Source organism: Paraoerskovia marina DSM 21750, from assembly GCF_000701465.1.
GTDB classification, from domain to species: Bacteria; Actinomycetota; Actinomycetes; order Actinomycetales; family Cellulomonadaceae; genus Paraoerskovia; species Paraoerskovia marina.
On sequence record NZ_JNIY01000003.1, the window covers coordinates 262042 to 283391 of the forward strand.

19 protein-coding genes are annotated in these 21350 nt (G+C 73.7%); 10 read left to right on the forward strand and 9 right to left on the reverse strand.

Annotated features, from left to right (window positions below; translation table 11 throughout):
* Positions 1-17 precede the first annotated feature (17 nt).
* The 9 genes from Q343_RS0101345 (at position 18) to Q343_RS14325 (ending at position 12464) form a co-directional block, all read left to right on the forward strand.
* On the forward strand, positions 18-893 hold the full coding sequence (locus tag Q343_RS0101345) for a carbohydrate ABC transporter permease (protein ID WP_248616716.1): 876 nt from the start codon (positions 18-20) through the stop codon (positions 891-893).
* Positions 890-1783, forward strand: coding sequence for a carbohydrate ABC transporter permease (locus Q343_RS0101350; RefSeq protein ID WP_043109114.1), 894 nt, complete (start codon positions 890-892; stop codon positions 1781-1783). The genes Q343_RS0101345 and Q343_RS0101350 overlap by 4 nt, the downstream gene beginning before the upstream one ends.
* A complete protein-coding gene (locus Q343_RS0101355) occupies positions 1780-2505 on the forward strand; it encodes a GntR family transcriptional regulator (protein WP_043109116.1) in 726 nt (241 codons plus the stop codon). The genes Q343_RS0101350 and Q343_RS0101355 overlap by 4 nt, the downstream gene beginning before the upstream one ends.
* The gene (locus Q343_RS0101360; RefSeq protein WP_029251798.1) at positions 2502-3410 is read left to right on the forward strand and encodes an ROK family protein; all 909 of its coding nucleotides are present in this window, start codon (positions 2502-2504) and stop codon (positions 3408-3410) included. The genes Q343_RS0101355 and Q343_RS0101360 overlap by 4 nt, the downstream gene beginning before the upstream one ends.
* On the forward strand, positions 3407-4915 hold the full coding sequence (locus Q343_RS0101365) for a DUF4127 family protein (RefSeq protein WP_052366753.1): 1509 nt from the start codon (positions 3407-3409) through the stop codon (positions 4913-4915). Before Q343_RS0101360 ends, Q343_RS0101365 begins: the two co-directional genes overlap by 4 nt.
* Positions 4912-6645, forward strand: a complete 1734-nt coding sequence (locus tag Q343_RS0101370; protein WP_052366754.1) for an FAD-dependent oxidoreductase — start codon at positions 4912-4914, stop codon at positions 6643-6645. Before Q343_RS0101365 ends, Q343_RS0101370 begins: the two co-directional genes overlap by 4 nt.
* The gene (locus Q343_RS0101375; RefSeq protein ID WP_052366755.1) at positions 6642-7376 is read left to right on the forward strand and encodes an N-acetylmannosamine-6-phosphate 2-epimerase; all 735 of its coding nucleotides are present in this window, start codon (positions 6642-6644) and stop codon (positions 7374-7376) included. Before Q343_RS0101370 ends, Q343_RS0101375 begins: the two co-directional genes overlap by 4 nt.
* On the forward strand, positions 7373-9940 hold the full coding sequence (locus tag Q343_RS0101380) for a glycoside hydrolase family 38 N-terminal domain-containing protein (protein WP_029251802.1): 2568 nt from the start codon (positions 7373-7375) through the stop codon (positions 9938-9940). The genes Q343_RS0101375 and Q343_RS0101380 overlap by 4 nt, the downstream gene beginning before the upstream one ends.
* Positions 9941-10013: 73 nt before the next feature.
* Positions 10014-12464, forward strand: a complete 2451-nt coding sequence (locus Q343_RS14325) for a glycoside hydrolase family 10-like protein (protein ID WP_155990588.1) — start codon at positions 10014-10016, stop codon at positions 12462-12464.
* A 54-nt stretch (positions 12465-12518) separates the two neighbouring features.
* On the opposite strand, the gene Q343_RS0101390 is transcribed toward Q343_RS14325, so the two are convergent.
* From Q343_RS0101390 to Q343_RS0101405, 4 genes are all read right to left on the reverse strand, one after another.
* Positions 12519-14105: a SpoIIE family protein phosphatase gene (locus Q343_RS0101390; protein ID WP_029251804.1), complete on the reverse strand. Its 1587-nt coding sequence runs from the start codon at positions 14103-14105 to the stop codon at positions 12519-12521.
* Positions 14106-14176: 71 nt separating this feature from the next.
* On the reverse strand, positions 14177-14563 hold the full coding sequence (locus Q343_RS15380; protein WP_081829545.1) for a heavy-metal-associated domain-containing protein: 387 nt from the start codon (positions 14561-14563) through the stop codon (positions 14177-14179).
* Between the two features lie 22 nt (positions 14564-14585).
* Positions 14586-14909, reverse strand: coding sequence for a metal-sensitive transcriptional regulator (locus Q343_RS15515; RefSeq protein WP_269457207.1), 324 nt, complete (start codon positions 14907-14909; stop codon positions 14586-14588).
* Between the two features lie 135 nt (positions 14910-15044).
* Positions 15045-15356, reverse strand: a complete 312-nt coding sequence (locus Q343_RS0101405) for a heavy-metal-associated domain-containing protein (protein ID WP_052366756.1) — start codon at positions 15354-15356, stop codon at positions 15045-15047.
* 168 nt (positions 15357-15524) lie between these two features.
* Between Q343_RS0101405 and Q343_RS0101410 the strand changes: the two genes are divergently transcribed.
* Positions 15525-16160, forward strand: coding sequence for an HdeD family acid-resistance protein (locus tag Q343_RS0101410; RefSeq protein WP_052366757.1), 636 nt, complete (start codon positions 15525-15527; stop codon positions 16158-16160).
* A gap of 1 nt (position 16161) precedes the next feature.
* Here Q343_RS0101410 and Q343_RS14330 read toward each other — a convergent pair whose 3' ends face one another.
* From Q343_RS14330 to hemC, 5 genes are all read right to left on the reverse strand, one after another.
* Positions 16162-16656, reverse strand: coding sequence for a hypothetical protein (locus Q343_RS14330; protein WP_029251809.1), 495 nt, complete (start codon positions 16654-16656; stop codon positions 16162-16164).
* Between the two features lie 63 nt (positions 16657-16719).
* A complete protein-coding gene (gene hemL, locus Q343_RS0101420) occupies positions 16720-18102 on the reverse strand; it encodes a glutamate-1-semialdehyde 2,1-aminomutase (RefSeq protein WP_081829547.1) in 1383 nt (460 codons plus the stop codon).
* Positions 18103-18182: 80 nt separating this feature from the next.
* Positions 18183-19172 carry a porphobilinogen synthase gene (gene hemB, locus Q343_RS0101425; protein WP_029251811.1) on the reverse strand — a complete coding sequence of 330 codons (990 nt, stop codon included), beginning with the start codon at positions 19170-19172 and terminating at the stop codon, positions 18183-18185.
* On the reverse strand, positions 19169-20071 hold the full coding sequence (locus Q343_RS0101430) for a uroporphyrinogen-III synthase (protein ID WP_029251812.1): 903 nt from the start codon (positions 20069-20071) through the stop codon (positions 19169-19171). The genes hemB and Q343_RS0101430 overlap by 4 nt, the downstream gene beginning before the upstream one ends.
* 87 nt (positions 20072-20158) lie before the next feature.
* Positions 20159-21121: a hydroxymethylbilane synthase gene (hemC, locus tag Q343_RS0101435; protein ID WP_029251813.1), complete on the reverse strand. Its 963-nt coding sequence runs from the start codon at positions 21119-21121 to the stop codon at positions 20159-20161.
* Positions 21122-21350: the final 229 nt, after the last annotated feature.

The following is a 21350-nucleotide window of genomic DNA, read 5'->3' on the forward strand; positions in this document are numbered from 1 at the left end:
CGACGGACGGACCTCCCGTGAGACTTCCGCAACGCCTTTCGCCGTGGATGTTCCTCGCACCCGCGCTCATCATCGCGGTGCTCTTCCACCTGTGGCCATTCATCAACACCCTCGTCCTGTCGTTCACCGACGCACGTGCGCTCGGGGGCGGGTCGTTCGTCGGCCTCGAGAACTACGGGCGTCTGCTGGAGGACCCGAACTTCTGGCTCGCCACGCGTAACACCGTGCTCTACATGGTGGTCGTCGTGCCGCTCCTGGTGGTCCTCCCGCTCCTGCTCGCGGTGCTGGTGCAGCCGAAGCTCCCCGCGATCGGGTTCTTCCGTTCCGTCTACTACTCGCCGGTCGTCGCCTCGATGGTGGTCGTCGGCCTGATCTGGACGTGGCTGCTCGCCAGCGACGGCATGGTCAACCAGCTCCTGCAGGCGCTGCGCATCGTCCAGGAGCCGCTGCCGTTCCTCACGGACGCCTCGCTCCTGCTGTTCTGCTGCATGCTGGTGACCGTCTGGAAGGGTCTCGGCTACTACATGGTGGTGTACCTCGCCGCCCTGGGGAACGTCTCGAAGGACTGCCACGAGGCCGCCCAGGTCGACGGCGCGGGGCCCGTCCGCCGCTTCTGGTCCGTCACCGTCCCCGGTGTCCGCCCGACGATGTTCCTGGTCGGTCTCCTGGGCGCGATCGCCGCGATGAAGGTCTTCGCCGAGGTCTTCGTCATGAGCTACGGCACTGCCGGCCCCGGCGGACAGGCGCGGACCCTCGTCTACACGATCCGCGAGGTCGGGCTCGGGCTCGGCGGCGAGGTCGGGTACGCCTCCGCGATGAGCCTCGCGCTCTTCGTCCTCACGATCGGGTTCTCGGTCGGATACCTGCGAGCACAGAAGGCGGAGACCCCATGACCACGTCGCTCAGCGCGCCCGCCGCGCACGTCGCCCCCCAGGAGCCGCAGCAGCTCCGGCCCGACCGCGCCCGCCACACCCGGGGCGGGCTCGTCCTGCGGTACACGCTGCTCGCGCTCGTCTTCGCGCTCCTGGTCGGCCCGTTCCTGTGGCAGTTCCTGACCTCGCTCAAGGACAGCTCGGAGTCGATCTACACGCCGAACCCGATCCCGCAGAACCCGACGATGGAGAACTACCGCACCGTCGCGGAGACGATCCCCGTGTTCCGATACATCGGGAACTCGCTGATCGTCGCGACGTCGTCGGCCCTGCTGAACGTGATCTTCGGCTCGATGGCGGGCTACGCCCTCGCCCGGTTGAGGTTTCGCGGCCGCACCGTCGCCGACGTCATGTTCCTGGCGACGATCATCATCCCGTTCGAGGTCATCATGGTCTCCGTCTTCCTCACCATGCGCTCGATCGGACTCGTCGACTCGCTGGCCGGGGTGATCCTGCCGACCGCGGCCACCGGGCTCTCGATCATCCTGATGCGGACCGCGTTCCTCGGGCTGCCGCGGGAGATCGAGGAGGCCGCGATGCTCGACGGCGCGAACTCCTGGCAACGTTTCCGCACCATCGCCCTGCCGTCGGTGAAGGGCTCGATCTCCGTCGTCGCGATCTTCGCGTTCGTCTTCGCGTGGGACGACTTCCTCTGGCCGCTCGTTATCCTGAAGAATCCTGATAATTACACGCTCACGGTCGGCATCCAGTACCTGTCGGGAACGTTCAGCGCCAACCAACGGGTGATCGCGGCCGGCACGATGATCGCGGTCATCCCGTTGCTCGCCCTGTTCTTCTCCCTCCAACGATGGTTCTTCATGGGTGTCGGAGAAGGAGGGGTCAAGGGATGACCACCGACGTTCAGGAACCCAAGTACGCGGCGCTCCGCGCCCAGCTCGAGAGCGACATCCGTGCCGGGCTCGCCCCGCACGACCCGCTGCCCTCGGAGCGTCGGCTCATGTCGACGTACGGGGTCTCGCGGATGACCGTCCGGCAGGCGATCGGACTGCTCGCCGAGGACGGCCTCGTCTACCGGGTGCAGGGGTCGGGCACCTTCGTCGCCGACCCGACGATGATCAGCAAGTCGCTGTCGCTGACGTCCTTCAGCGAGGACATCCGTGCCCGCGGGATGGAGCCGGGCTCGAGCTCGCAGCAGATCGAGCGGGTCGAGGCCGAGGCGGAGGTCGCCCAGGACCTCGGCATCTCGCCAGGAGTCGAGGTGATCCACGTCGAGCGCGTGCGGACCGCCGACGGCTCGCCGATGTGCATCGAGAACGTCTGGCTGCCGGCCGAGCTCGTCCCCGCCGACTTCGGGACGCAGAGCGTCACCTCGATCTACCAGACCTTCGAGGCGCTCGGCATCGAGCCCGACGTCGCCGAGCAGACCATCCGTGCGACCGTCGTCGACGCCGCCCAGGCGGCGCTGCTCGACGTCCCCCCGCACTCGCCGGCCTTCGTCGTGTCCCGCGTGACCTACACCGCGGACGCCCGTGCGATCGAGCGCGGGCGAAGCATCTACCGGGCGGACCGCTACGACTTCCGCCTGTCGGTCCAGCGGAGGCGCCGCCCGTGAGCCCCTCAGGCACCACGTACCTCGGGATCGACATCGGGGGTACCAAGACCTGCGTCGCGACGGTGACCGCCGACGGACGTGTCGTCGAGTCCTGGCAGTCGCCGACCCCCGCCACCCAGGGACCCGACGCGATCCTCGCCCGGGCGGCCGACCTCGTGCGCGCCGCGTGCGGGTCTCGTCCGGTCGAGCGGGTCGGCGTCGGGACGGCCGGGGTCGTCGACCACGTCAGCGGTCGCATCCTGTCGGCGACCGACGCGCTGCCAGGATGGGCGGGCACCGACGTCGTCGGGGGACTTTCCGCTCTCCTGGACGACGCCGACGTCGCCGTCGTGAACGACGTGCACGCCTTCGCCCTCGGCGAGGGGCGTGCCGGGGCCGCGCGGTCCGCCCGGAACTATCTCGCCGTGACCGTCGGGACGGGCGTGGGCGGAGCCGTCGTCGTCGACGGGCGGCTCGTCCACGGCGCGCACGACGTCGCCGGCCACCTCGGGCACATGACCGTGCCCGGCGCCGACGGCGTCCCGTGCCCCTGCGGACGGCTCGGACACCTCGAGGCCGTGGCTTCGGGGCCGGGGATCCTCCAGACCTACCGGGCGCTGGGCGGGGTCGCGGACGACGCCCGCGGCGTCGCACGCGCCCTCGTCACCGGTGACCGGCGTGCTGCGGACGCGGTCCGTCGCGCGGGTCGCGCCCTGGGCACCGCCCTGGGCTCGCTCGTCAACGTGCTCGACCCCGAGGTCGTCGTCCTCGGGGGCGGTGCCGCCGCCATCCCGGGTCTGCGTGAGGCGGCCGAGGAGTCCCTGCGCGAGACCGCGATGCCGTCGCTGGCCACCGTGCCGCTGCGCCGTGCCGAGCTCGACGCCTCCGCGGCCGTCGGCGCGGCTCTGCTCGGAGTGCCCGCATGACCCGGATCGCGCTGGTCCCGCTCGACGACCGACCCGTCAGCCGCTCGCTGCCCGGCGAGATCGCGGCGATCGCCGGCATCGAGGTGGCCGTGCCGCCCGCGGACGCGACCCCGTCGGTCCGCGAGATCCCCGACGCCGCGGCCGTCGCGCGCTGGTATGCCGACGTCCGGCCCCGCACCGACGCCTCGGTCCTCTCGCTCGACGCGCTCTCGTTCGGCTCGCTCATCCGCTCGCGAATCGGGTCGCAGACCGTCCGCGAGGCGCTCGAGGCCTGGGCGCCCCTCGAACGTCCGGGGCCGCCCGCCTACGCGGCGGTCGTCGTGCCCCGGACGCCGGACAGCGACGACGCGATGGAGGAGCCCGAGTACTGGAGCACCGCCGGGCCCTCCCTGCACCGGCTCTCGGGCGCGCTCGCCGAGGGCGTCGACGACCTCGACGGCGCGCGCGAGCGCGTCGCCCCGCAGGTCCCGCGGGGCGTCGCGGCGGACTGGGCCGGTCGACGGCTGCGTCAGCACGCCCTCGCCCTCGCCGCGCTCGACCTGCGCCGCCGCGACCTCCTGACCGGCCTCGTCATCGGCGTGGACGACGCGACCGGGACGTCGCTCTCCGCGCGGGCCCAGGCGGACCTCGACCGCTGGGTCGACGTCGTCGGCCTGCGTGACGACGTGCTCGTGCACCCCGGCGCCGACGAGACCGGCGCGGTCCTCGTCGCGAGGTGCGCGGTCGACGCCCTCGGGGCCCCGGCGCCGCGCGTCGCGATCGACTGTGCCGTCCCGGACGGCCTCGAGCGCACTGCCGCCTACGAGACGGGCCCGGTGCACCTGACCGCACGACGTCAGCTCGAGGCTGCCGGCGCGCGCGTCGTCCCGGACCCCGACGCCGCCGACGTCGTCGTCGTGGTGCACCCGCCCGGCGACCCCGCGTTCCGCGGCGACTGGGCGGTCGCCCCGCCCGCGCGCCTGGACCACGCCGCCGCCTCGGCGACCGCCGGACTCGTCCGACGGCACCTCGCCGACGGCCGACGCGTCGCCCTCGCGGACGTCGCACAGCCGAACGGCGCCGACCCGGCCCTCGCGGCCGCGATCGGGACGGCCGACGACTGGGCCCGCCTCGACGGCTACGCCGCGTGGAACACCGCGGGCAACACCCTGGGGACCGTCGCCGCGCAGGTCGTGGTCACGGCCGCGGCGCGCGCGGTCGGTGCGTTCGACGCACGGGCCCACCGTCGGGCGATCACCCGTCGCGTCGTCGAGGACCTCGGCTGGATGAGCGTGGTGCGTGCCCAGGTCCGGGCCGAGCTCGGGTCCGACCCCACCCGGCACGACGCCGTCGATCTCGACGACGCGACACGCGCCCGGTGGGAGGGGCGTCTGACCGCCGCCGTGCAGGCCTGCGGGGGGCTCGACGACGTCGAGATCGTCCCGGGGAGCCTGCACCTGCCGTGGGGCAGGACGTTCGAGATCGACCTCACGACCCGCGACCGACCGGACGGAGACCCGGCATGATCCACACCGCTGACGTGGCGGTCGTCGGCGGCGGGCTGGGTGGCGTCGCCGCCGCGCTCGCCGCCGCCGAGACCGGCGCGACCGTCGTCCTGACGGCAGAAGAACCCGTCGTCGGCGGCCAGGTGACCGCGCAGGCCACGAGCCCGCTCGACGAGCACCCGCTGATCGAGACCACGGGTGCGCCGGGTGCGTACCTGGAGTTCCGACGTCGTGTCCGGGCACGGTACGACGGCCGCGCGAATCCGGGCGGAGGCTGGGTCTCTCGGCTCTGCTTCCCGCCGCAGGTCGGCCGCGAGGTCCTCGAGGGGATGCTCGCGCCGCACGTCGACGCCGGGCGGATCCGGATCCACCTCGGCGCGCGGCCCGTCGCCGTGCGCACCCGGACGGGGGACGACGGCGCGGAGCGGGTCGTCGCCGTCTGCCTCGACGTCGCCGGCGAGGACCTGGAGGTCCGGGCGGACGTGGTGGTCGACGCGACCGAGCTGGGCGACGTGCTCGCCCTCGCCGGGGCCGACGTCGTCGTCGGGTCGGAGGGGCAGGACGCCTTCGGCGAGCCGCACGCCCTGCCCGGGGCGGGTGACCCGCGCGCGGAGCAGTCGGTCACGTGGGTGGCCGGTCTGCGGCTGACGGACACGCCGGCGGAACCCGTGGCGGCGCCGGCGTCGTACGCCGAGCTGGAGGCGCGCGGTGCGTTCGGGCTCGACATCCCCGGGTGGGACGGGACCACGCACCGCTACCGCATGTTCGAGGACGGCCCGACGGGGAACCCGCCGTTCTGGACCTACCGCCGCGTCCACGACGCGTCGGTGCTCGGTGGCGACGACGCGATCGTCCTGAACTGGGCCTCCAACGACTACGCCGGGGCGGGCGTCGTCGCTGACCCCGAGACGGCCGCCCGCGAGGCGCGCGAGCTGACCCTGGCGTTCGTGCACTGGCTGCAGACCGCCGCGCCGCGGGACGGCGGGGGGCACGGCTATCCCGAGCTCGTCCTCGCGCCCGACGTCACGGGGACCGACGACGGTCTGGCGACGGCGCCGTACGTGCGCGAGTCCCGACGGCTCGCCTCGAGCCGCCCGGTGACGGAGAACGAGATCGCACCGCGGGACGGCGCCGCGCGCTCGACGCGGTACGAGGACTCGGTCGGCACGGCCTGGTACCACGCCGACCTCCACCCGCGCGTCGGCCACCCGGAGCCCGTCTACGCGCCGACCGCACCCTTCCAGGTGCCCGCACGCGCGCTCGTGCCCGAACCAGGGCGCGGGCCGGTGAACCTCCTGGCGGGCGCCAAGAACCTGGCGGCGACCCAGGTCGCCGCTGCCGCGTACCGGGTCCACCCCGGGGAGTGGTCCGTCGGAGAGGCGGCCGGCGTGATCGCTGCGCACGCGGTGCGGACCGGGACGAGTCCCGGCGCCCTTCTGGGGAGGAGCGCCGGGATTCGTACGGTCCAGTCGACCCTGCTCGACCGGGGGACGGCCCTGGCCTGGGCCGAGGACCTGCCCGTCGACCACCCGGCGTTCCGGGCGGGCCAGCGCGCGATCCTCGGCGGTGCCCTGCGCGGCGACCGGGCGTCGACGCTCGCCGTCCGCCCCGACGAACCCGTCGACGACGAGGAGCGCGCCGCGATCGCGCACGCGTTCGGGCTCGACGACCTTCCCCTCGGCCGCACGTGGGCCGAGTCCGTCCTCGCTGCCGACGCAGCGGTCCCGACCATGCCCCAGGAGACCCGATGAACCGCCCAGCCCTCGACGAGCGGCGCCTGCGCGTGCTCGACGCGCTCCGGGGCCGCCTCGTCGTCTCCTGCCAGGCACGGGACGGCGAGCCGCTGCACGGCCCGCTGCACATGCGCGCGATGGCGCTCTCGGCGCTGGCCGGCGGCGCGTCCGGCCTGCGGCTCGAGGGGCCGGACGACGTCGCAGCCGTCCGTGCCGTGACCACGGTGCCCGTGATCGGACTGTGGAAGATCGGCAGCGAGGGGGCGTACATCACCCCCACGATGGAGTCCGTGCGCGCGGTCGCCTCGGCCGGTGCCGACGTGGTCGCGGTGGACGGGACCGGCCGGGCCCGGCCCGACGGCAGCACCCTCGCGGACGTCGTCCGCGAGATGCACCAGATCGGGGTCCTCGTGATGGCAGACGTCGCCTCGGTCGAGCAGGGTGTCGCGGCGCAGGAGGCCGGGGCCGACCTCGTCGGGTCGACGCTCTCCGGGTACGTCGGCGACGACGCGCCCCCGGTCGGCCCGGACCTCCCGCTCGTGGGCGCACTGGCGTCCGCGCTCTCGGTCCCCGTGGTCGCCGAGGGGCGGATCTCCACCCCGGAGCACGCCCGGGAGGCGCTCGCCCTCGGTGCGACGACCGTCGTCGTCGGGGGAGCCATCACCCGCCCCGCCGCCATCACCGAACGGTTCGTCGCCGCGCTCGACGCCCGTCCCGCCACGACCGACACCTCGGAGGTAGCCCGATGACCCCCCGCACCCACGTCGTGACCCACGTGCACTGGGACCGGGAGTGGTACCGACCCTTCGAGGGCTACCGGTCCAGGCTCGTCGAGCTTGCCGAGCGCATCTGCGACGACGTCGGGTCGGGGACGCTCGCGTCGTTCCACCTCGACGGGCAGACCGTGACGCTCGACGACGTCGCCGCCGTCCGACCGGACGTGGCGGACCGGCTCCGCTCCCTGGTCGAGGACGGCCGCGTGACGATCGGTCCGTGGCACGTGCTGGCGGACAACCAGCTGGTCTCGGCGGAGAACCTCGTCCGCAACCTGCTTCTCGCGCGCCGGGCGTGCGGCCGCACGAGCTCGATCGGCTACTCGCCGGACGCGTTCGGCCACCCCGCCGACCTGCCGCGGATCCTCAACGGCTTCGGCATCGACACCGCCCTCGTGTGGCGCGGCGCCCCGCCGGAGCACGCACGGTTCCGATGGACCGGCCCGGACGGCGCCGAGGTCTTCACCGTCAACCAGGCGTACCACCAGGCCGAGGTGCTCTGGGACGCCGAGACCGCGGCGCAGGCGGTGGGCACGTTCGTCGAGAACGAGCGACGCCGACTGCCCGACGGGCCGTGGCTGCTGCTCAACGGCGGGGACCACCTCGCGCCGGTGCCCCCGAGCCGTCGGTCCGACGCGCTCGCGGCCGCCGAGTCGGCGACAGGAACAGCCGTGGTGGAGTCGACCCTGTCCGACTTCTTCAGCGAGGCGCGCCGGGCAGCCGCCGATCTGCCGGTGGTTGACGGCGAGCTGCGTCACCTCGGCGACCGCCTGACCTTCCTGCTGCCTGGCACCCTGTCCGCGCGAGGCTACGTCAAGGCGCTCAACGACCGCGCGCAGGTGCTGCTCGAGCGCTTCGTCGAACCCGCCCTGGTGCGGTCCTCGGAGGCTGCGCACCACGACCTGCTCGCCCACGCGTGGGACCTCCTGGTGAAGAACGCGCCGCACGACTCCATCTGCGGCTGCTCCGTGGACGAGGTGCACCGGGAGACGACGGTGCGCGCCGAGCGGGTGCTGGAGATCGGCGACCAGCTGGTGCGGAGGGTCGGGCTGCACGACGGCGCGGACCTTCGTGGCCGAGGAAAGCTCGCGCACGACACCGTGGACGTCCTTGTCACGTCGGGCGACGGCGACGACGCCGACGGGATCGTGGAGGTCGACGTCACGACCGCCCCGGAACGGGTCGTGACCGGCCTGCTGGACCCCGACGGCCGACCGGTCGCCGTCGAAGCCGTCGAGCTCGGTCCCGACCAGTGGTTCGAGGCGGACCTCGACCTGATGCCCGACACGTTGCGCGGTGCCCGCCACCGCCTCGCCTTCGTCGCGCAGGCGGTGCCGGCCCTCGGGTCGGCCGTGTACACCGTCGTCCTCGGCGACCGCGCCACGTGCGCGCCGTCGACGTCGTCGGGGCGGACGGTCACGGTCGGTGGGCGTGTGCTCACCGTCGCGGACGACGCGTCCCTGACGCTGACCGACGCCGACGGGCATACCGTGTCCGGGCTCGGCCTCCTGCGGGACGGCGGCGACCGCGGCGACTCGTACAACTACGACCCGCCGCTCGAAGACCTTGAGGTCGTGCCGCGCGTCATCGACGTCCGGGTCCACGAGTCGGCCGTGCGCACCGTCCTGGAGATCGGCGCCGCCCTGGCGACGCCCCAGGGCCTCACGCCGGACCGGGACGCCCGCTCGGCGACCGTCGTCGAGACCCCCCTGCGCGTCCGGATCGAGGCGTGGGCGCACGAGCAGACCCTGCGGTGGACGGTCCGCCTGGACAACCGGGCGGACGACCACCGGCTGCGGTGGCACGTCCCGGTGGCCGGGAGCCCGACGTCCTGGTCCGCGGACACGCACTGGTCGGTCCAGACCCGTCCCTTCACGCCGGTCCTCGGCGAGCTCCCGTCGGAGCCCGGTCTGGAGGCAGCGTGCGGGACCTCGCCCGCGCACACGTTCGCCACAGCAGGGGACGGCCCCGGACGCGTCGCCGTGCTCCTCGACGCGCTGCCCGAGGTCCAAGGGGTCGTCGAGGGCGGGTCCTCGCTCGCGGTGACCCTGCTGCGGTCGGTCGGCTGGCTCTCCCGGTTCGACCTCCGGTCCCGCACGACCGGGGCCGGCCCCGCGTTCGAGGTCGCCGAGGCGCAGAGCCACGGGCCGCGTGAGGTCCGACTCGCCCTCCGCCTGGGCGACGACGCGGCGGTGGACCTCGCCGTCCACGCCGCCCGGCACCACGTCCCGTTCCGCGCCGAGCAGGTGCGGACGGCGGTCGCCTGGCGGCGCACCCCGGAGGGCGCGATGCCGAGGGTCGCCGGGGCGCTCGTCTCCGCCTTCAAGCGCGCGGAGTCCGGCGACGGCGCGGTCCTGCGTGTCGCCAACCCGCTCGACGTCGACGCCGACGTGCGGATCGACCTTCCGTCCTGGGTCCGCACGACCCGCGACGTCCGCCTGGACGAGTCGGCGCTCGCCGACCCGGTCCAGGTCGAGGACGGCCGCATCGCGGTCGTCCTGCGTCCCTCCGAGGTCCGCTCCTGGCACCTCGGGCACTGACGCCGCGGCGGACGACGGTGTCCGCCGCGGTCACCTTCCGGGGGAGAGGCCCTCGATGACGAGAGGATCAACGATGACCGAGAGTCGACGACTGTGGCGCGCCCGCACGGGGGTGGTCTCTGCCCTCCTGGGCAGCCTCCTCGCCGCGGGCGTGGTGGCGCTCCCTGCGGGCGCGGTGACCGCTGACGGCACGCCGGAGGTCGGCGATGTCGCCGTCACGGCCGGCGGGACCGAGCTCGCCGTGAGCGCCGTCGACCCGCCGAGCAGGACCTCGGGCGCCGTCGCGGTGTACACCCCGGCGTTCGGGACCGCGACCAACACGAACCCGTGGGGCGCAGAGGCCGTCCTCGTGCCCACGGACGAGGTCGGGGCGTGGGAGGTGAGCAGCGTGTGCACGGCACTCTCGACCTGCGCGGACCCGTCCTGGCGCGCGGGGGGCAACGAGATCCCGGCCGACGGTCTCGTCCTGTCCGTGTCGCCGGGCGGGTCGCCCGACGTCCGGGCGATCCTGCGCGACGAGGTGAGCGCGGGCGACGTCGTCCGCTTCGAGGAGGTGGTCAGCCGCCGCGCCACGACGACGGTCGACGTCGTCGACCCCAGCGCGGAGAACAACCCACCCGGGGTCGACCCGGCCAGCGGTGAGTGCTACCCGGGCTGCCGCGGTGCCGAGCAGCTCGTCGTCTACACGGGCGGCTCGGGTCGGACGCAGACCGGGACCAACGACTACGGCTTCGAGGTGCGCGTCGTCGACGGGATCGTCGTCGGTGCCGGGGGCAACGACAGCGAGATCCCGGCCGACGGGACGGTCCTCTCCGGCCACGGGTCACGCGGCACCTGGCTCCAGGCGAACGCTCCGGTCGGTGCGGCGGTCGTCCTCGACGGGGACGAGCTGACGGTCACCGTGGACGAGCGTGCCGCGATCTACGGTGCCGAGCAGGCGGTTCTCGCCGCAGGCACGGCGATCGACGACGCGAACGCGTCCTGCGTCATGTTCTCCGAGGCGGAGGCCGCAGCGGATCTTGCCGACGCCGAGACGCTGCTCGCGGACGCCCGGGAGGCCGCGGCGGCATCGGACGCCGCAGCCGCCACCGAGCTCGCCGACCGTGCGTCGTCCAGCGCCGCGACCGCCCGGTACCGCACCGCGGAGTCCCGCACGGCCGAGGGCCGCGGGGTCTGGGTGCGACCGGAGGAGACGACGCCCGCGCAGATCCGGACGACGCTCGACCGGATCGACGCCTCGGGCTTCAACGTCGTGTTCCTCGAGTCGATCTTCCAGGGGACCACGATCTACCCGTCCGCCGTCGCCGCCGAGGCGGGGGTCGCCGCGCAGCGGCCCTCGATGGTCGGGTTCGACCCGCTGCAGGTGTGGATCGAGGAGGCGCACGCCCGCGGGATCGAGCTGCACCCGTGGGTCCACAGCTTCTACGTCGGGTCCGACGCGGCCACCGACGGGCCCGGACCGGTGCTCAGCGTCCACCCCGAGTGGGCTGCGGTCGAACGCGAGGACGTGGGTGCCACGAGCCCGATGCCGTCGTCCCGGGAGCCGGGCTACTACTTCCTCGACGCTGCGATCCCCGAGGCCCGGCAGTACGTCACGGACCTCCTGGCCGAGCTGATGGGGACCTACGACGTCGACGGAGTGCACCTCGACTACATCCGCTACCCGGTCTCCCTCCCGTGGGAGACGGCCGGATTCTCGTACAGCGACTACTCGCGCTCGGCGTTCGAGGCCGAGTTCGGCGTCGACCCGTACGAGCTCTCGCCCGACGACGCCGCGTGGGCGGACTGGAACGCCTGGCGCGAGGAGAACGTCACGTCGTTCGTGCGCGGCGTGCGTGAGCTGCAGCAGTCCGAGGCCCCGGACGTCCAGCTCTCGGCCGCCGTCTTCGCGAACCCCTCGGACGGGCTGGAGAAGAAGTTCCAGAACTGGGGTGCGTGGGCCGACGAGGGGCTCGTCGACTTCCTCACCGGGATGACGTTCGGGACGTCGGCGGACTCCGTCGGCGCGGACACCCTCGCCATGCGGGAGCGGGTCACCAACGAGAACCTGCTCTACACCGCGACGTACGGCCCGTTCCGGGGCTCGACGCCGCAGACGATGCTGGACCAGGTCGCATCGGTGGTCGACGCCGGCTCGGACGGGGCGGCGCTGTTCGCCTACAACCAGCTCACCGACGAGCAGGCGGCGGCGCTGGCCGACGGGCCGTTCCGCAACGACGCCGTCGTGCCGCACGCCGACCGGGTCGGTGCCACGGTCGTCGGCCTCGACGCGCTGCGGGAGCGAGTCGCGGGCGCGCGGGACGCCTGCGTCGACAAGGGAACGTCGTCGTCGGTCGACGCCCAGCTGAAGAACGCGGCGAAGTTCCTCGGCTCCGGCAAGGTCTCGCACGCGCAGCGAGCGCTCGACAAGGCGGCGGACCGGATCGGCCGGGCCGACGTGTCAGAGCCAGGCGCGGCGGTCTTCGTCGACGACGTCGAGCGTGACCTCGCGATGTACGGTCGCTGGCTCGACCAGGTCGGCTGACCCGACCGGCGCGTCCGACGCGGCCGGCCGCACCGGGACCCCCGGTGCGGCCGGCTACGCGCGGTAGGCGACGATCGCGACGTCGTCGTGTGCGCCGTCGGGGAGCAGGACCGCGAGAAGGCGGTCGGGGATCGTCTCGACGGGTCCCGAGCAGATCGGCACGGCGGCGGCGGCGAGGCGTTCGAGTCCCGCGACCAGCGACTCGTCCCGGCGTTCGACGAGTCCGTCCGTGTAGAGGATCACCGTGTCACCCGGGCCCAGCCCGATCTGGGCCTCGGCGCGCTCGCCGCCGAGCGTCAGCGGCATGCCGCGGGCCTCGTCGAGCCAGCGGAAGGTGCCGTCGGGACGGACGAGAAGCGCGGGCGGGTGGCCCGCGCTCGAGTAGACGAGCGTGCGCGCCGCCGGGTCCACAACGCCGCAGAACACCGTGGCGTACTCGGCGCCGGCGAGCGACGCGGCGTAGCGGTCGAGGATCGTGAGCGTTCGGGCCGGGGTCGTGGCGTTGTGGAGCGCGGCGCTCCCGGCGCTGGAGAGCCGGCCCATCCGGGTGGCGGCGTCCAGGCCCTGCCCCACGCAGTCGCCCACGACGAGCGCCGAGGTGCCGTCCTCACGCTCGACGACGTCGAACCAGTCGCCGCCGACCGACAGCCGGCGGTCGGCCGGACGGTAGCGGGTCTGCCAGCGCGGCGACGCCAGCGGGGTCGGGGCCATCGCGTCCTGGAGGGCGTTGCCGACGGAGAGCGCGCGGGTCAGCTCGCGCTGCAGGGCGTCGGCACGGACGAGCGCCGTGCCCGTGGTGCGGGCGAGGAGCGCGAGGAACTCCCACTGCCCGGCGTCGAACGGGCGTCGCTCGTTCCCGGTGATCGTCACGCTGCCGACCAGGCGGTTGTCACCGGTCGTCGAGAGCGGGTGCACGGCCGTGTAGCCCACGCGCTGCGGGGCGGCGAAGCGGCGGACGAAGTCGCGTGCGGCGGACGTCGCCTCCTCGTCGTGCCCGGGGATCCCGGCGATCAGTAGCTCGCCGACGTGGATGCTGACACCCCCGACGTCGGCCGACCCGGCGAGGACGTCGACGGCGGCCTTGGCGAGCGACTCGAGCGCCTCCGTCCCGTGCTGGTGCATCGTCGTCGACAGGGCGTGCAGCGTCTGGAGCCGCCGACTGTCGACGACGTGCTCCGTCGTCTCGGTCGCGATGTCCAGCACCCCGCGGACGGTGCCCGTCTCGTCACGGAGCGGGCTGTAGGAGAACGTGAAGGTCGTCTCCTCCGGGTACCCGGACCGGTTCATCAGCAGGGGGAAGTCCTCGTCCCAGGTGGGCTGCCCGGAGCGCATCACCGTCTCGAAGAGCGGCCCGATCTCGTTCCAGACCCCGCCCCAGAGCTCGGCGGCAGGAGCGCCCATCGCGCGCGGGTGCAGGTCCGAGCCGAGCATGGGCCGGTAGCCGTCGTTGTAGATCATCGTCAGCTCGGGGCCCCACGTGACGAGGACCGCGAAGCGGGTGGTGAAGCAGATCTCGACGGCGGCGCGCAGCCCGGCCGGCCAGGTGTCCGGCGGGCCGAGCGGAGTGGCGGCCCAGTCGGTCGCGCAGGCGAGGTCACCCGTGTCGCTGCCTGCGGCGACGTCGTGGAGCCAACGTGTCATGGACCCAGGATAGGTTCCCGCGGGTCCCTCCGACGACGCCAGGGCCCTGGAACTTTGCCGCTGAGGGGGCGTCAGCTGCAGCAGCCGCCGCCGCAGCAACCACCGTCGGCGCTCGCTGCGGCGTCGGCCGCGACGAGCGGGAGGGTGGCGGTGGCGGCGCCGCCGCCGAAGAGGCGCTGGGCCTCGCGGCTCGCCGCGTGCTCCGCCGACTGGGCGGCCTCGGCGTTCTCCTGGACGGCGAACGACGCGAGCTGGTAGCCCGACTCGTTGATTGCGCCGCGCAGCTCGGCCTCGTCGAGCGGGTCGTCCGAGGTCACGGTCACGCTCGACGTCGCCCCGGAGCGGAGCTGGACGAGGACGTTCTCGACGCCGCGGACCTGGGTGATGTCGGAGGTGATGCCTTCGACGCAGGATCCGCAGGTCATGCCGTTGATGCCGAGCGTGGTGACAGTGGTCATGAGGGCTCCTTCGGTGGGTGTGTCAGCTGCGGACGAGGCGCGCGATGGCCTCGGAGGCCTCGGCGACCTTGGCGGCGCCCTCGTCGTCGGACGACCGGGCAGCCTCGACGACGCAGTGGCCGAGGTGGTCGCCGACGAGACCGATGCTCACCGCCTGAAGCGCCTTGGTCACCGCCGAGACCTGGGTGAGGATGTCGATGCAGTAGGTGTCGTCCTCGATCATCCGGGCGATGCCGCGCACCTGGCCCTCGATGCGGCGCATGCGACGCAGGTACGCGTCCTTGTCGGACGTGTACCCGTGCGGCGGCTCGGGAGCGGTCGGCTGAGAGGTCTCGGGCGTGGTCACGATGTCCTTCGTGGGCAGGGGTGCTGTGCGCCTCCCACGATACCGCTCACGCCCCGAAAAAGATACCCATGAGGGGTATCGCGCTGTGTCGACGATCTGTTGAGAACGTGCGGAATCCGGGAACCAGGCGCGCCGCTAGTCGGCGACGTGCGCCGCCCGGGAGTGCGCGGTCTGCCGGGCGTGGGCCTGTGCGGCGAAGGCGGCGGCCTCGGCGTCCCGCGTCACGGACGCCTCGACCACGGTGAACCCGGCGTCGCGCGCGGCGTGCCGCAGCTTGGCCACGTTGAGCATCTCCAGGGTGACGACGCTGACCCGGGCGGGAGCGTCAGGGACGAGCTCGACCATGACGTCTCTCACCTCGGGGTGCTCGCGCAGTGCCGCCTGGACGCGCGCCACCTCGTCGACACCGGTGATTCCCTCGACCCGCAGCTCCGTCACGGTGGACATCGACCCCACACCCTTCCTCAGTGCCGTGCGGCGGGACCTGCCGCACCGAACCACCGTATTACTCCACCCCGTCCGACGCTCGGCGCGCGCCGCGCAGGCGCGGGACCGGCACGATCCGCCATGATGGGACGGCGGCCGGGTCGGCCGCACGGAGCTGAAGGAGAAGGCATGACGTACATGGCGGCAGGCGGGACCAACTTCGCGGGTCTCGCACGGCAGATCTGGTACTGGCCGGTCATTCGTGGCGTCATCATGGTGCTCTTCGGTCTCGTCGCGCTCTTCGCGCCCCTCGACACGGCCACCGCGCTCGTGCAGGTCTTCGGCGTCTTCGTCATGATCGACGGGATCGCGAGCCTGATCGACGGCGTGCGGCGCCGCGGCACCGGCGTGGGAAGCATGAACACCGGCCTCGGCGTCGTCGCGATCGGGTTCGGCCTCGTGCTGCTGTTCCTCCCCGAGATCACGCTCGGCCTCGTCCTGGTCCTCATCGCCCTCTGGGCCTTCATCATCGGCGTCTTCCAGCTGATCGCCAGCCTGGGGATGCGCCGCCGCGCCGGGGCGTCCTGGGTCTGGGGGACGATCAGCGGCATCCTGCTCATCGCGCTCGCGATCGTGTGCGTGGTGAACCCCGAGACGACCCTCTCCGTGATGGCGCTGATCATCGGCGCCTTCGCCGTGGTCATCGGTGTCGCGATGATCGCGCTCGGCTTCCGGATGCGGAAGCTCGGGGACGACGGCCCTCAGGGGCCCGCGGCGAAGTCCGGCCCGGGTGAAGTGATCGAGGGCGAGATCATCGAGGGCTGAGTCAGCCCTGCGGCGTCTCCCACGCGAAGGGCCCGGTGTACTTGGCCGGGTCCTCCGTGCTGGGAAGGCTCGGTGCGAACAGCGCCTCGAGCACCATCCGCTCCATCCCGGCGTTGTCCGCGGGCCAGACGGGGTCGGGCATCGGCTCGCGCACCATCTCGGCGGCGACGAGGACGTCGAACGGCGCGCCCTCGGGGCGGAACGAGCCCACGGCGCCGAACACCGCACCCGGAAGCACCGCGACCTCCGAGCCGGTGAGGTCCCCTGTCAGCCCGGAGATGTCACGTGCCGTGTAGTTCATGAACGCGACGAGCCACCGGATGCCCGGAACGGCCGCGACCAGCTGGGGGTCCGACGTCGTCGGCGTCGCGGCCGTGATCATGAACCCGGGCGCAGGAGGCCCGTCCTCGGCCGTCAGCGCCCGGTACGTGGGGCGGCCGTAGGGCGGCTGGGCGAGGATCGTCCTGGCGAGGTCGTGCGGCGTCGACGCTGTCACGCCGATCAGAATGCCACGCAGGCAGGGTGCGTGTCAGCCCCCTGTCAGCACTGTGAGACAACTTCAGGCTTTGGCCTCCGCGGCGGCACGGGCGGCACCCGGCAGTGCCGCCAGGATCCGGTCGATCGCCGCGTCGTCGTGCGCCGCGCTGACGAACCAGGCCTCGAAGACCGACGGCGGGAGGTTCACCCCGGCGTCCAGCATCGCGTGGAACAGGGCGCGGTAGCGGAACGTCTCCTGCGACTGGGCGGTGGCGTAGTCGCGGACACCGTCGACGACGGTCGGGCCGTAGAACGCGGAGAAGAGCGAGCCTGCCCGCTGGATCACGTGCGGGACGCCCTCGGCGGCCAGCGCCTCGCCGAGGGCGCGGGCGAGGATCGAGGACACCTCCTCGACGCGGGCGTAGACGGCGTCGTCGGCGAGCCGGAGGGTCGCCAGGCCCGCGGCGACGGCCACCGGGTTCCCGGAGAGCGTGCCCGCCTGGTACACCGGCCCCGTCGGGGCCAGGTGGTCCATCACCGCGGCGGAGCCGCCGAGGGCGGCGATCGGCATGCCGCCACCGACGACCTTGCCGAACGTGAAGATGTCCGGGGTGTACGCCGGTCCGCCCGCCAGTGACGGGGCGATCGAGTTCTCGTAGCCCCACCAGCCCGACGGCCCCACGCGGAACCCCGTGAGCACCTCGTCCATGATCATCAGGGCACCATGCTCGGACGTGATCCGGCGGAGTCCCTCGTTGAAGCCCGGCTCGGGTGGGACGACCCCCATGTTCGCGGGGCTCGCCTCGGTGATGACCGCGGCGATCTCGTGACCGCGCGCGGCGAAGGCCTCCTCGACGGCCGCCAGATCGTTGTACGGCAGCACGAGCGTCTCGGCCGCGCTGGCCGCGGTGACGCCCGCCGACCCGGGGAGCGCGAGGGTCGCGACGCCCGAACCGGCCTCGGCGAGCAGCGAGTCCACGTGCCCGTGGTAGCAGCCGGCGAACTTGATGATCAGCGCGCGGCCCGTGTAGCCGCGGGCAAGACGCACCGCCGTCATGGTCGCCTCGGTGCCCGTCGAGACGAGGCGCACGCGCTCGGCGGCGGGGACCCGGCGACGGATCTCCTCCCCGAGCTCGGCCTCGGCCACCGTCGGTGCACCGAACGAGAGCCCGCGCGCCGCCGCCTCCTGGACGGCAGCGACGACCTCGGGGTGCGCGTGCCCCAGCAGCGCGGGGCCCCACGAGCACACCAGGTCCGCGTAGTCGCGCCCCTCCACGTCCGTCACCCAGGGACCGCTCGCCGAGACGAGGAACCGGGGGTCGCCGCCGACGGAGCCGTAGGCGCGGACCGGGGAGTTCACCCCGCCCGGGAGCACCGCCTGCGCGCGCGTGAACGCCGAGTGGTTGTCGGAGGAGGACATCGCCGCCGCGGTCGCGGCAGCCAGTGCGGCGGTGGGTTCGGTCATGGGGCCATTGTCCGTCCGGTGGGGCGTCGTTGTCGAAGTGGTGACTCCGGGCCGGTCCGGCGACGTCCCGCAGCCGTCGCCTACGCGCGGATCCAGTCCGCGGCCTCGAGAGCCCAGTAGGTCAGCACGATCGACGCGCCCGCGCGGCGAATGCCCACCAACGACTCCAGGACGGCGCTCCGACGGTCGATCCACCCGTGCGCCGCCGCCGCCTCGATCATCGCGTACTCGCCCGAGACCTGATACGCCGCGACGGGGACGTCCGAGCGTGCCGCGACGTCGGCGAGCACGTCCAGGTACGAGCCCGCCGGCTTGACCATGACGAGGTCCGCGCCCTCGGCCAGGTCGAGATCCGCCTCGCGCAGCCCTTCCCGGCCGTTGCCGGCGTCCATCTGGTACGTGCGCCGGTCACCCGTCAGCGACGAGTCGACCGCCTCGCGGAACGGGCCGTAGAAGGCGCTGGCGTACTTCGCGGAGTAGGCGAGGATGCTGACGTCCGTGAACCCGGCGGCGTCGAGCGCCTCGCGGATCACGGCGACCTGGCCGTCCATCATTCCCGACGGCGCGACGACGTCGGCACCGGCCCGCGCCTGGGCGACGGCCAGTGCGGCGTACCGGTCGAGGGTGGCGTCGTTGTCGACTCGGCCCGCGTCGTCGAGCACGCCACAGTGGCCGTGGTCGGTGAACTCGTCCAGGCAGGTGTCGGCCATGACGACGACGCCCGTCCCGCCGGCGGCGACGGCCTCGTCGGAGACGCGGCGCGCGATGCGGACACCGCGGTTGAGGATGCCCTCCGGGTCGTCGCCTGCACTGCCCGTCGCGTCCTTGTCGGCCGGGATGCCGAAGAGCATGACCCCCGCGAGGCCCGCGGCGCACGCGGCGCGGACGGCGTCGACCAACGTCGCCTCGGTGTGCTGCACCTGGCCGGGCATCGACGTGATCGGCTGCGGCGCGTCGAGGTCCTCGCGGACGAAGAGCGGCAGCACGAGGTCGGCCGGGTGCAGCCGGGTCTCGGCCACCATCCGGCGCATCGCGGGGGTGGTGCGCAGACGGCGCGGGCGATCGATCACTGTTCCTCCTGCGGTGTCAGGTGCGGCGTGCGGACCGGAAGGACCTCGTCCTCCGGCGCAAGGGCGGTGTCGCCGTGCTCCGGGGTGTCGGCCGCGAGCCGTGCCGCGATCACGTCGAGCACGGCGGCCTCCAGCCCGTCGTCGTCGGCGCTCGCCGCCACCTCGTCCACACGGACGTGGACGTCGCGGGCGGCGCGTGCCGTCGGCTCTCCTATTGTCACCCCGGCCACGCAGGCGTGGGGTCCCAGCTGGGAGGCCACCTCGCGGGCGACCGAGCCCGACGTCAGCACCACGACGTCGACGTCCCCGGCCTGCCAGGCCTCGGCGGCCTCCCGCGAGACCGGGTGCGCGACGGTGCGGTAGACCGTGACGACGTGCGGGTCGAAGCCCCTCTCGCGCAGCCCGACGGCGGCCGTCGGCGTCGCGAGGTCTCCGAGCGGGAGAAGGACGCTCGGCGCCACCGTCGCCTCTGCCTGGTCCGCGTGGTCGCCCGGCTCGCCGGGCAGCTCGGCCGCGAGCGCCGCTCCCGACGCCTCCGTCGGCCGGAACGCCACCTCGACCCCGGTCGCCTCCAGCGCGCGGGCGGTCGCGCGGCCCACCGCCGCCCACCGGACGGGCATCTCCGCCAGGGTCGTCGCCTGCCGCGCGGCGGCCGCCACGAGCTCGTCGATCGCGTTGACCGACGTCACCGCCACCCACCGGAAACCGCCTTCGCGGAGACGCGTGACGGCGTCGTCGACCGGCGCGGTGTCCTCGATCGGAGCCCGGGAGATCACGGCACTGACGATCACGCGGGCCCCGCGGGCCTCCAGCCGGTCCTTCAGCGCCGCGGCCCGGGAGGGCGAGCGCGGGATCAGTACGGTCACGCCGTCGAGACGGTCGGGGCTCAGCTCGGTCACGCGGCCACTCTTCCGTGCGCCCGGTGGCGGCGTCGCGCGCGCCCACACCGTGGGCGCGTCGTCTCGCGACGTCGGGACGCGTGCACGTCAGCCTCGGGGACCGAGCTCGGCGAGCTCCGCCGCTCCCGCGTCGAGGAGCTCCCGGGCGAGGTCGGCCCCGAGGCGGGCTGCGGCGTCGTGCGCGGCGGTGTGATGCGCGGTGGTGTCCGTGGGCAGGGTCACGGAGGCGGAGCGCGCGAGGCGCTGCGTGCCGTCCGTGCGCACCACGGCCGAGGCGAGGTGCAGGGTGTCGCCCTCGAGAGTGCCGAGCGCGCCGACCGGCGCGGCGCAGCCTGCCTCCAGCGTGCCGAGCAGGGCACGCTCGGCGGTCACCGCGAGCTTCGTGGCGCGGTCGTCGAGAGCCTCGAGCGCGGTGGCGAGCCCGGCGTCGGCCAGCACGTCGGTGCGGACCTCGACCGCGAGCGCCCCCTGGCCCGGGGCGGGCAGGACGTCCGGGGTGTCGAGGAACTCGGTGACGACGTCCGCGCGTCCCGTGCGGCGCAGCCCCGCGGCGGCGAGCACCACGGCGTCGAGGTCGGCGTCCGGGCCCTGCGCACGGGCGAGCCGCGTCTCGATGTTGCCGCGGATGTCGACGATCGTGAGGTCGGGCCGCAGCGCGAGCAGCTGCGCGGCGCGACGGGGTGAGCCGGTGCCGACCCGGGCGCCGTCGGGGAGCGCGGCGAGGTCGAGCCCGTCCCGGGCGCAGAGGGCATCGCGATGGTCCTCGCGCGGCGGAGTGACGACGTGCAGCCCGTCGACGCCCTGGGTGGGCAGGTCCTTCAGGGAGTGCACCGCGACCTCGACGCGGCCGTCGAGCAGCGCGGCACGGATCGCCGTGACGAACACGCCGGTGCCGCCCATCTGCGCCAGGGGGCCGGTCAGCACGTCACCGTCGGTGCGGATCCGCTCCAGCGAGACCTCGCGGCCGGTGAGCTCGCGGAGTCGCTCGGCGACGTGCCCGGACTGGGTGATGGCGAGGGTCGAGCCTCGGGTTCCGACGCGCAGAGTCACGGTGTCAGTATCTCGCGCGGTCCGGGCCGCGTCGACCCGCTGGCCGGTGCCGAGCGTCACGTTCTGCCGCGGTCCCGCTGCCGAGCGGCACGTTGTGCCGGGGTCCCGCTGCCGAGCGTCACGTTGTGCCGGGGTCCCGCTGCCGAGCGGCACGTTGTGGCCGTCAATGACTCCGGTTGGCGACCAGAACGTGCCACTCGGGGCGCCGCGAGGGCCAGAACGTGCCGAT

Coding starts and splice junctions, on each gene's coding strand:
- Q343_RS0101350 (WP_043109114.1), top strand. CDS start 890: ATGACCACGTCGCTCAGCGCGCCCGCCGCGCACGTCGCCCCCCAGGAG.
- Q343_RS0101355 (WP_043109116.1), top strand. CDS start 1,780: ATGACCACCGACGTTCAGGAACCCAAGTACGCGGCGCTCCGCGCCCAG.
- Q343_RS0101365 (WP_052366753.1), top strand. CDS start 3,407: ATGACCCGGATCGCGCTGGTCCCGCTCGACGACCGACCCGTCAGCCGC.
- Q343_RS0101370 (WP_052366754.1), top strand. CDS start 4,912: ATGATCCACACCGCTGACGTGGCGGTCGTCGGCGGCGGGCTGGGTGGC.
- Q343_RS0101375 (WP_052366755.1), top strand. CDS start 6,642: ATGAACCGCCCAGCCCTCGACGAGCGGCGCCTGCGCGTGCTCGACGCG.
- Q343_RS0101380 (WP_029251802.1), top strand. CDS start 7,373: ATGACCCCCCGCACCCACGTCGTGACCCACGTGCACTGGGACCGGGAG.
- Q343_RS14325 (WP_155990588.1), top strand. CDS start 10,014: ATGACCGAGAGTCGACGACTGTGGCGCGCCCGCACGGGGGTGGTCTCT.
- Q343_RS0101390 (WP_029251804.1), bottom strand. CDS start 14,105: ATGACACGTTGGCTCCACGACGTCGCCGCAGGCAGCGACACGGGTGAC.
- Q343_RS15380 (WP_081829545.1), bottom strand. CDS start 14,563: ATGACCACTGTCACCACGCTCGGCATCAACGGCATGACCTGCGGATCC.
- Q343_RS0101405 (WP_052366756.1), bottom strand. CDS start 15,356: ATGTCCACCGTGACGGAGCTGCGGGTCGAGGGAATCACCGGTGTCGAC.
- Q343_RS0101410 (WP_052366757.1), top strand. CDS start 15,525: ATGACGTACATGGCGGCAGGCGGGACCAACTTCGCGGGTCTCGCACGG.
- hemL (WP_081829547.1), bottom strand. CDS start 18,102: ATGACCGAACCCACCGCCGCACTGGCTGCCGCGACCGCGGCGGCGATG.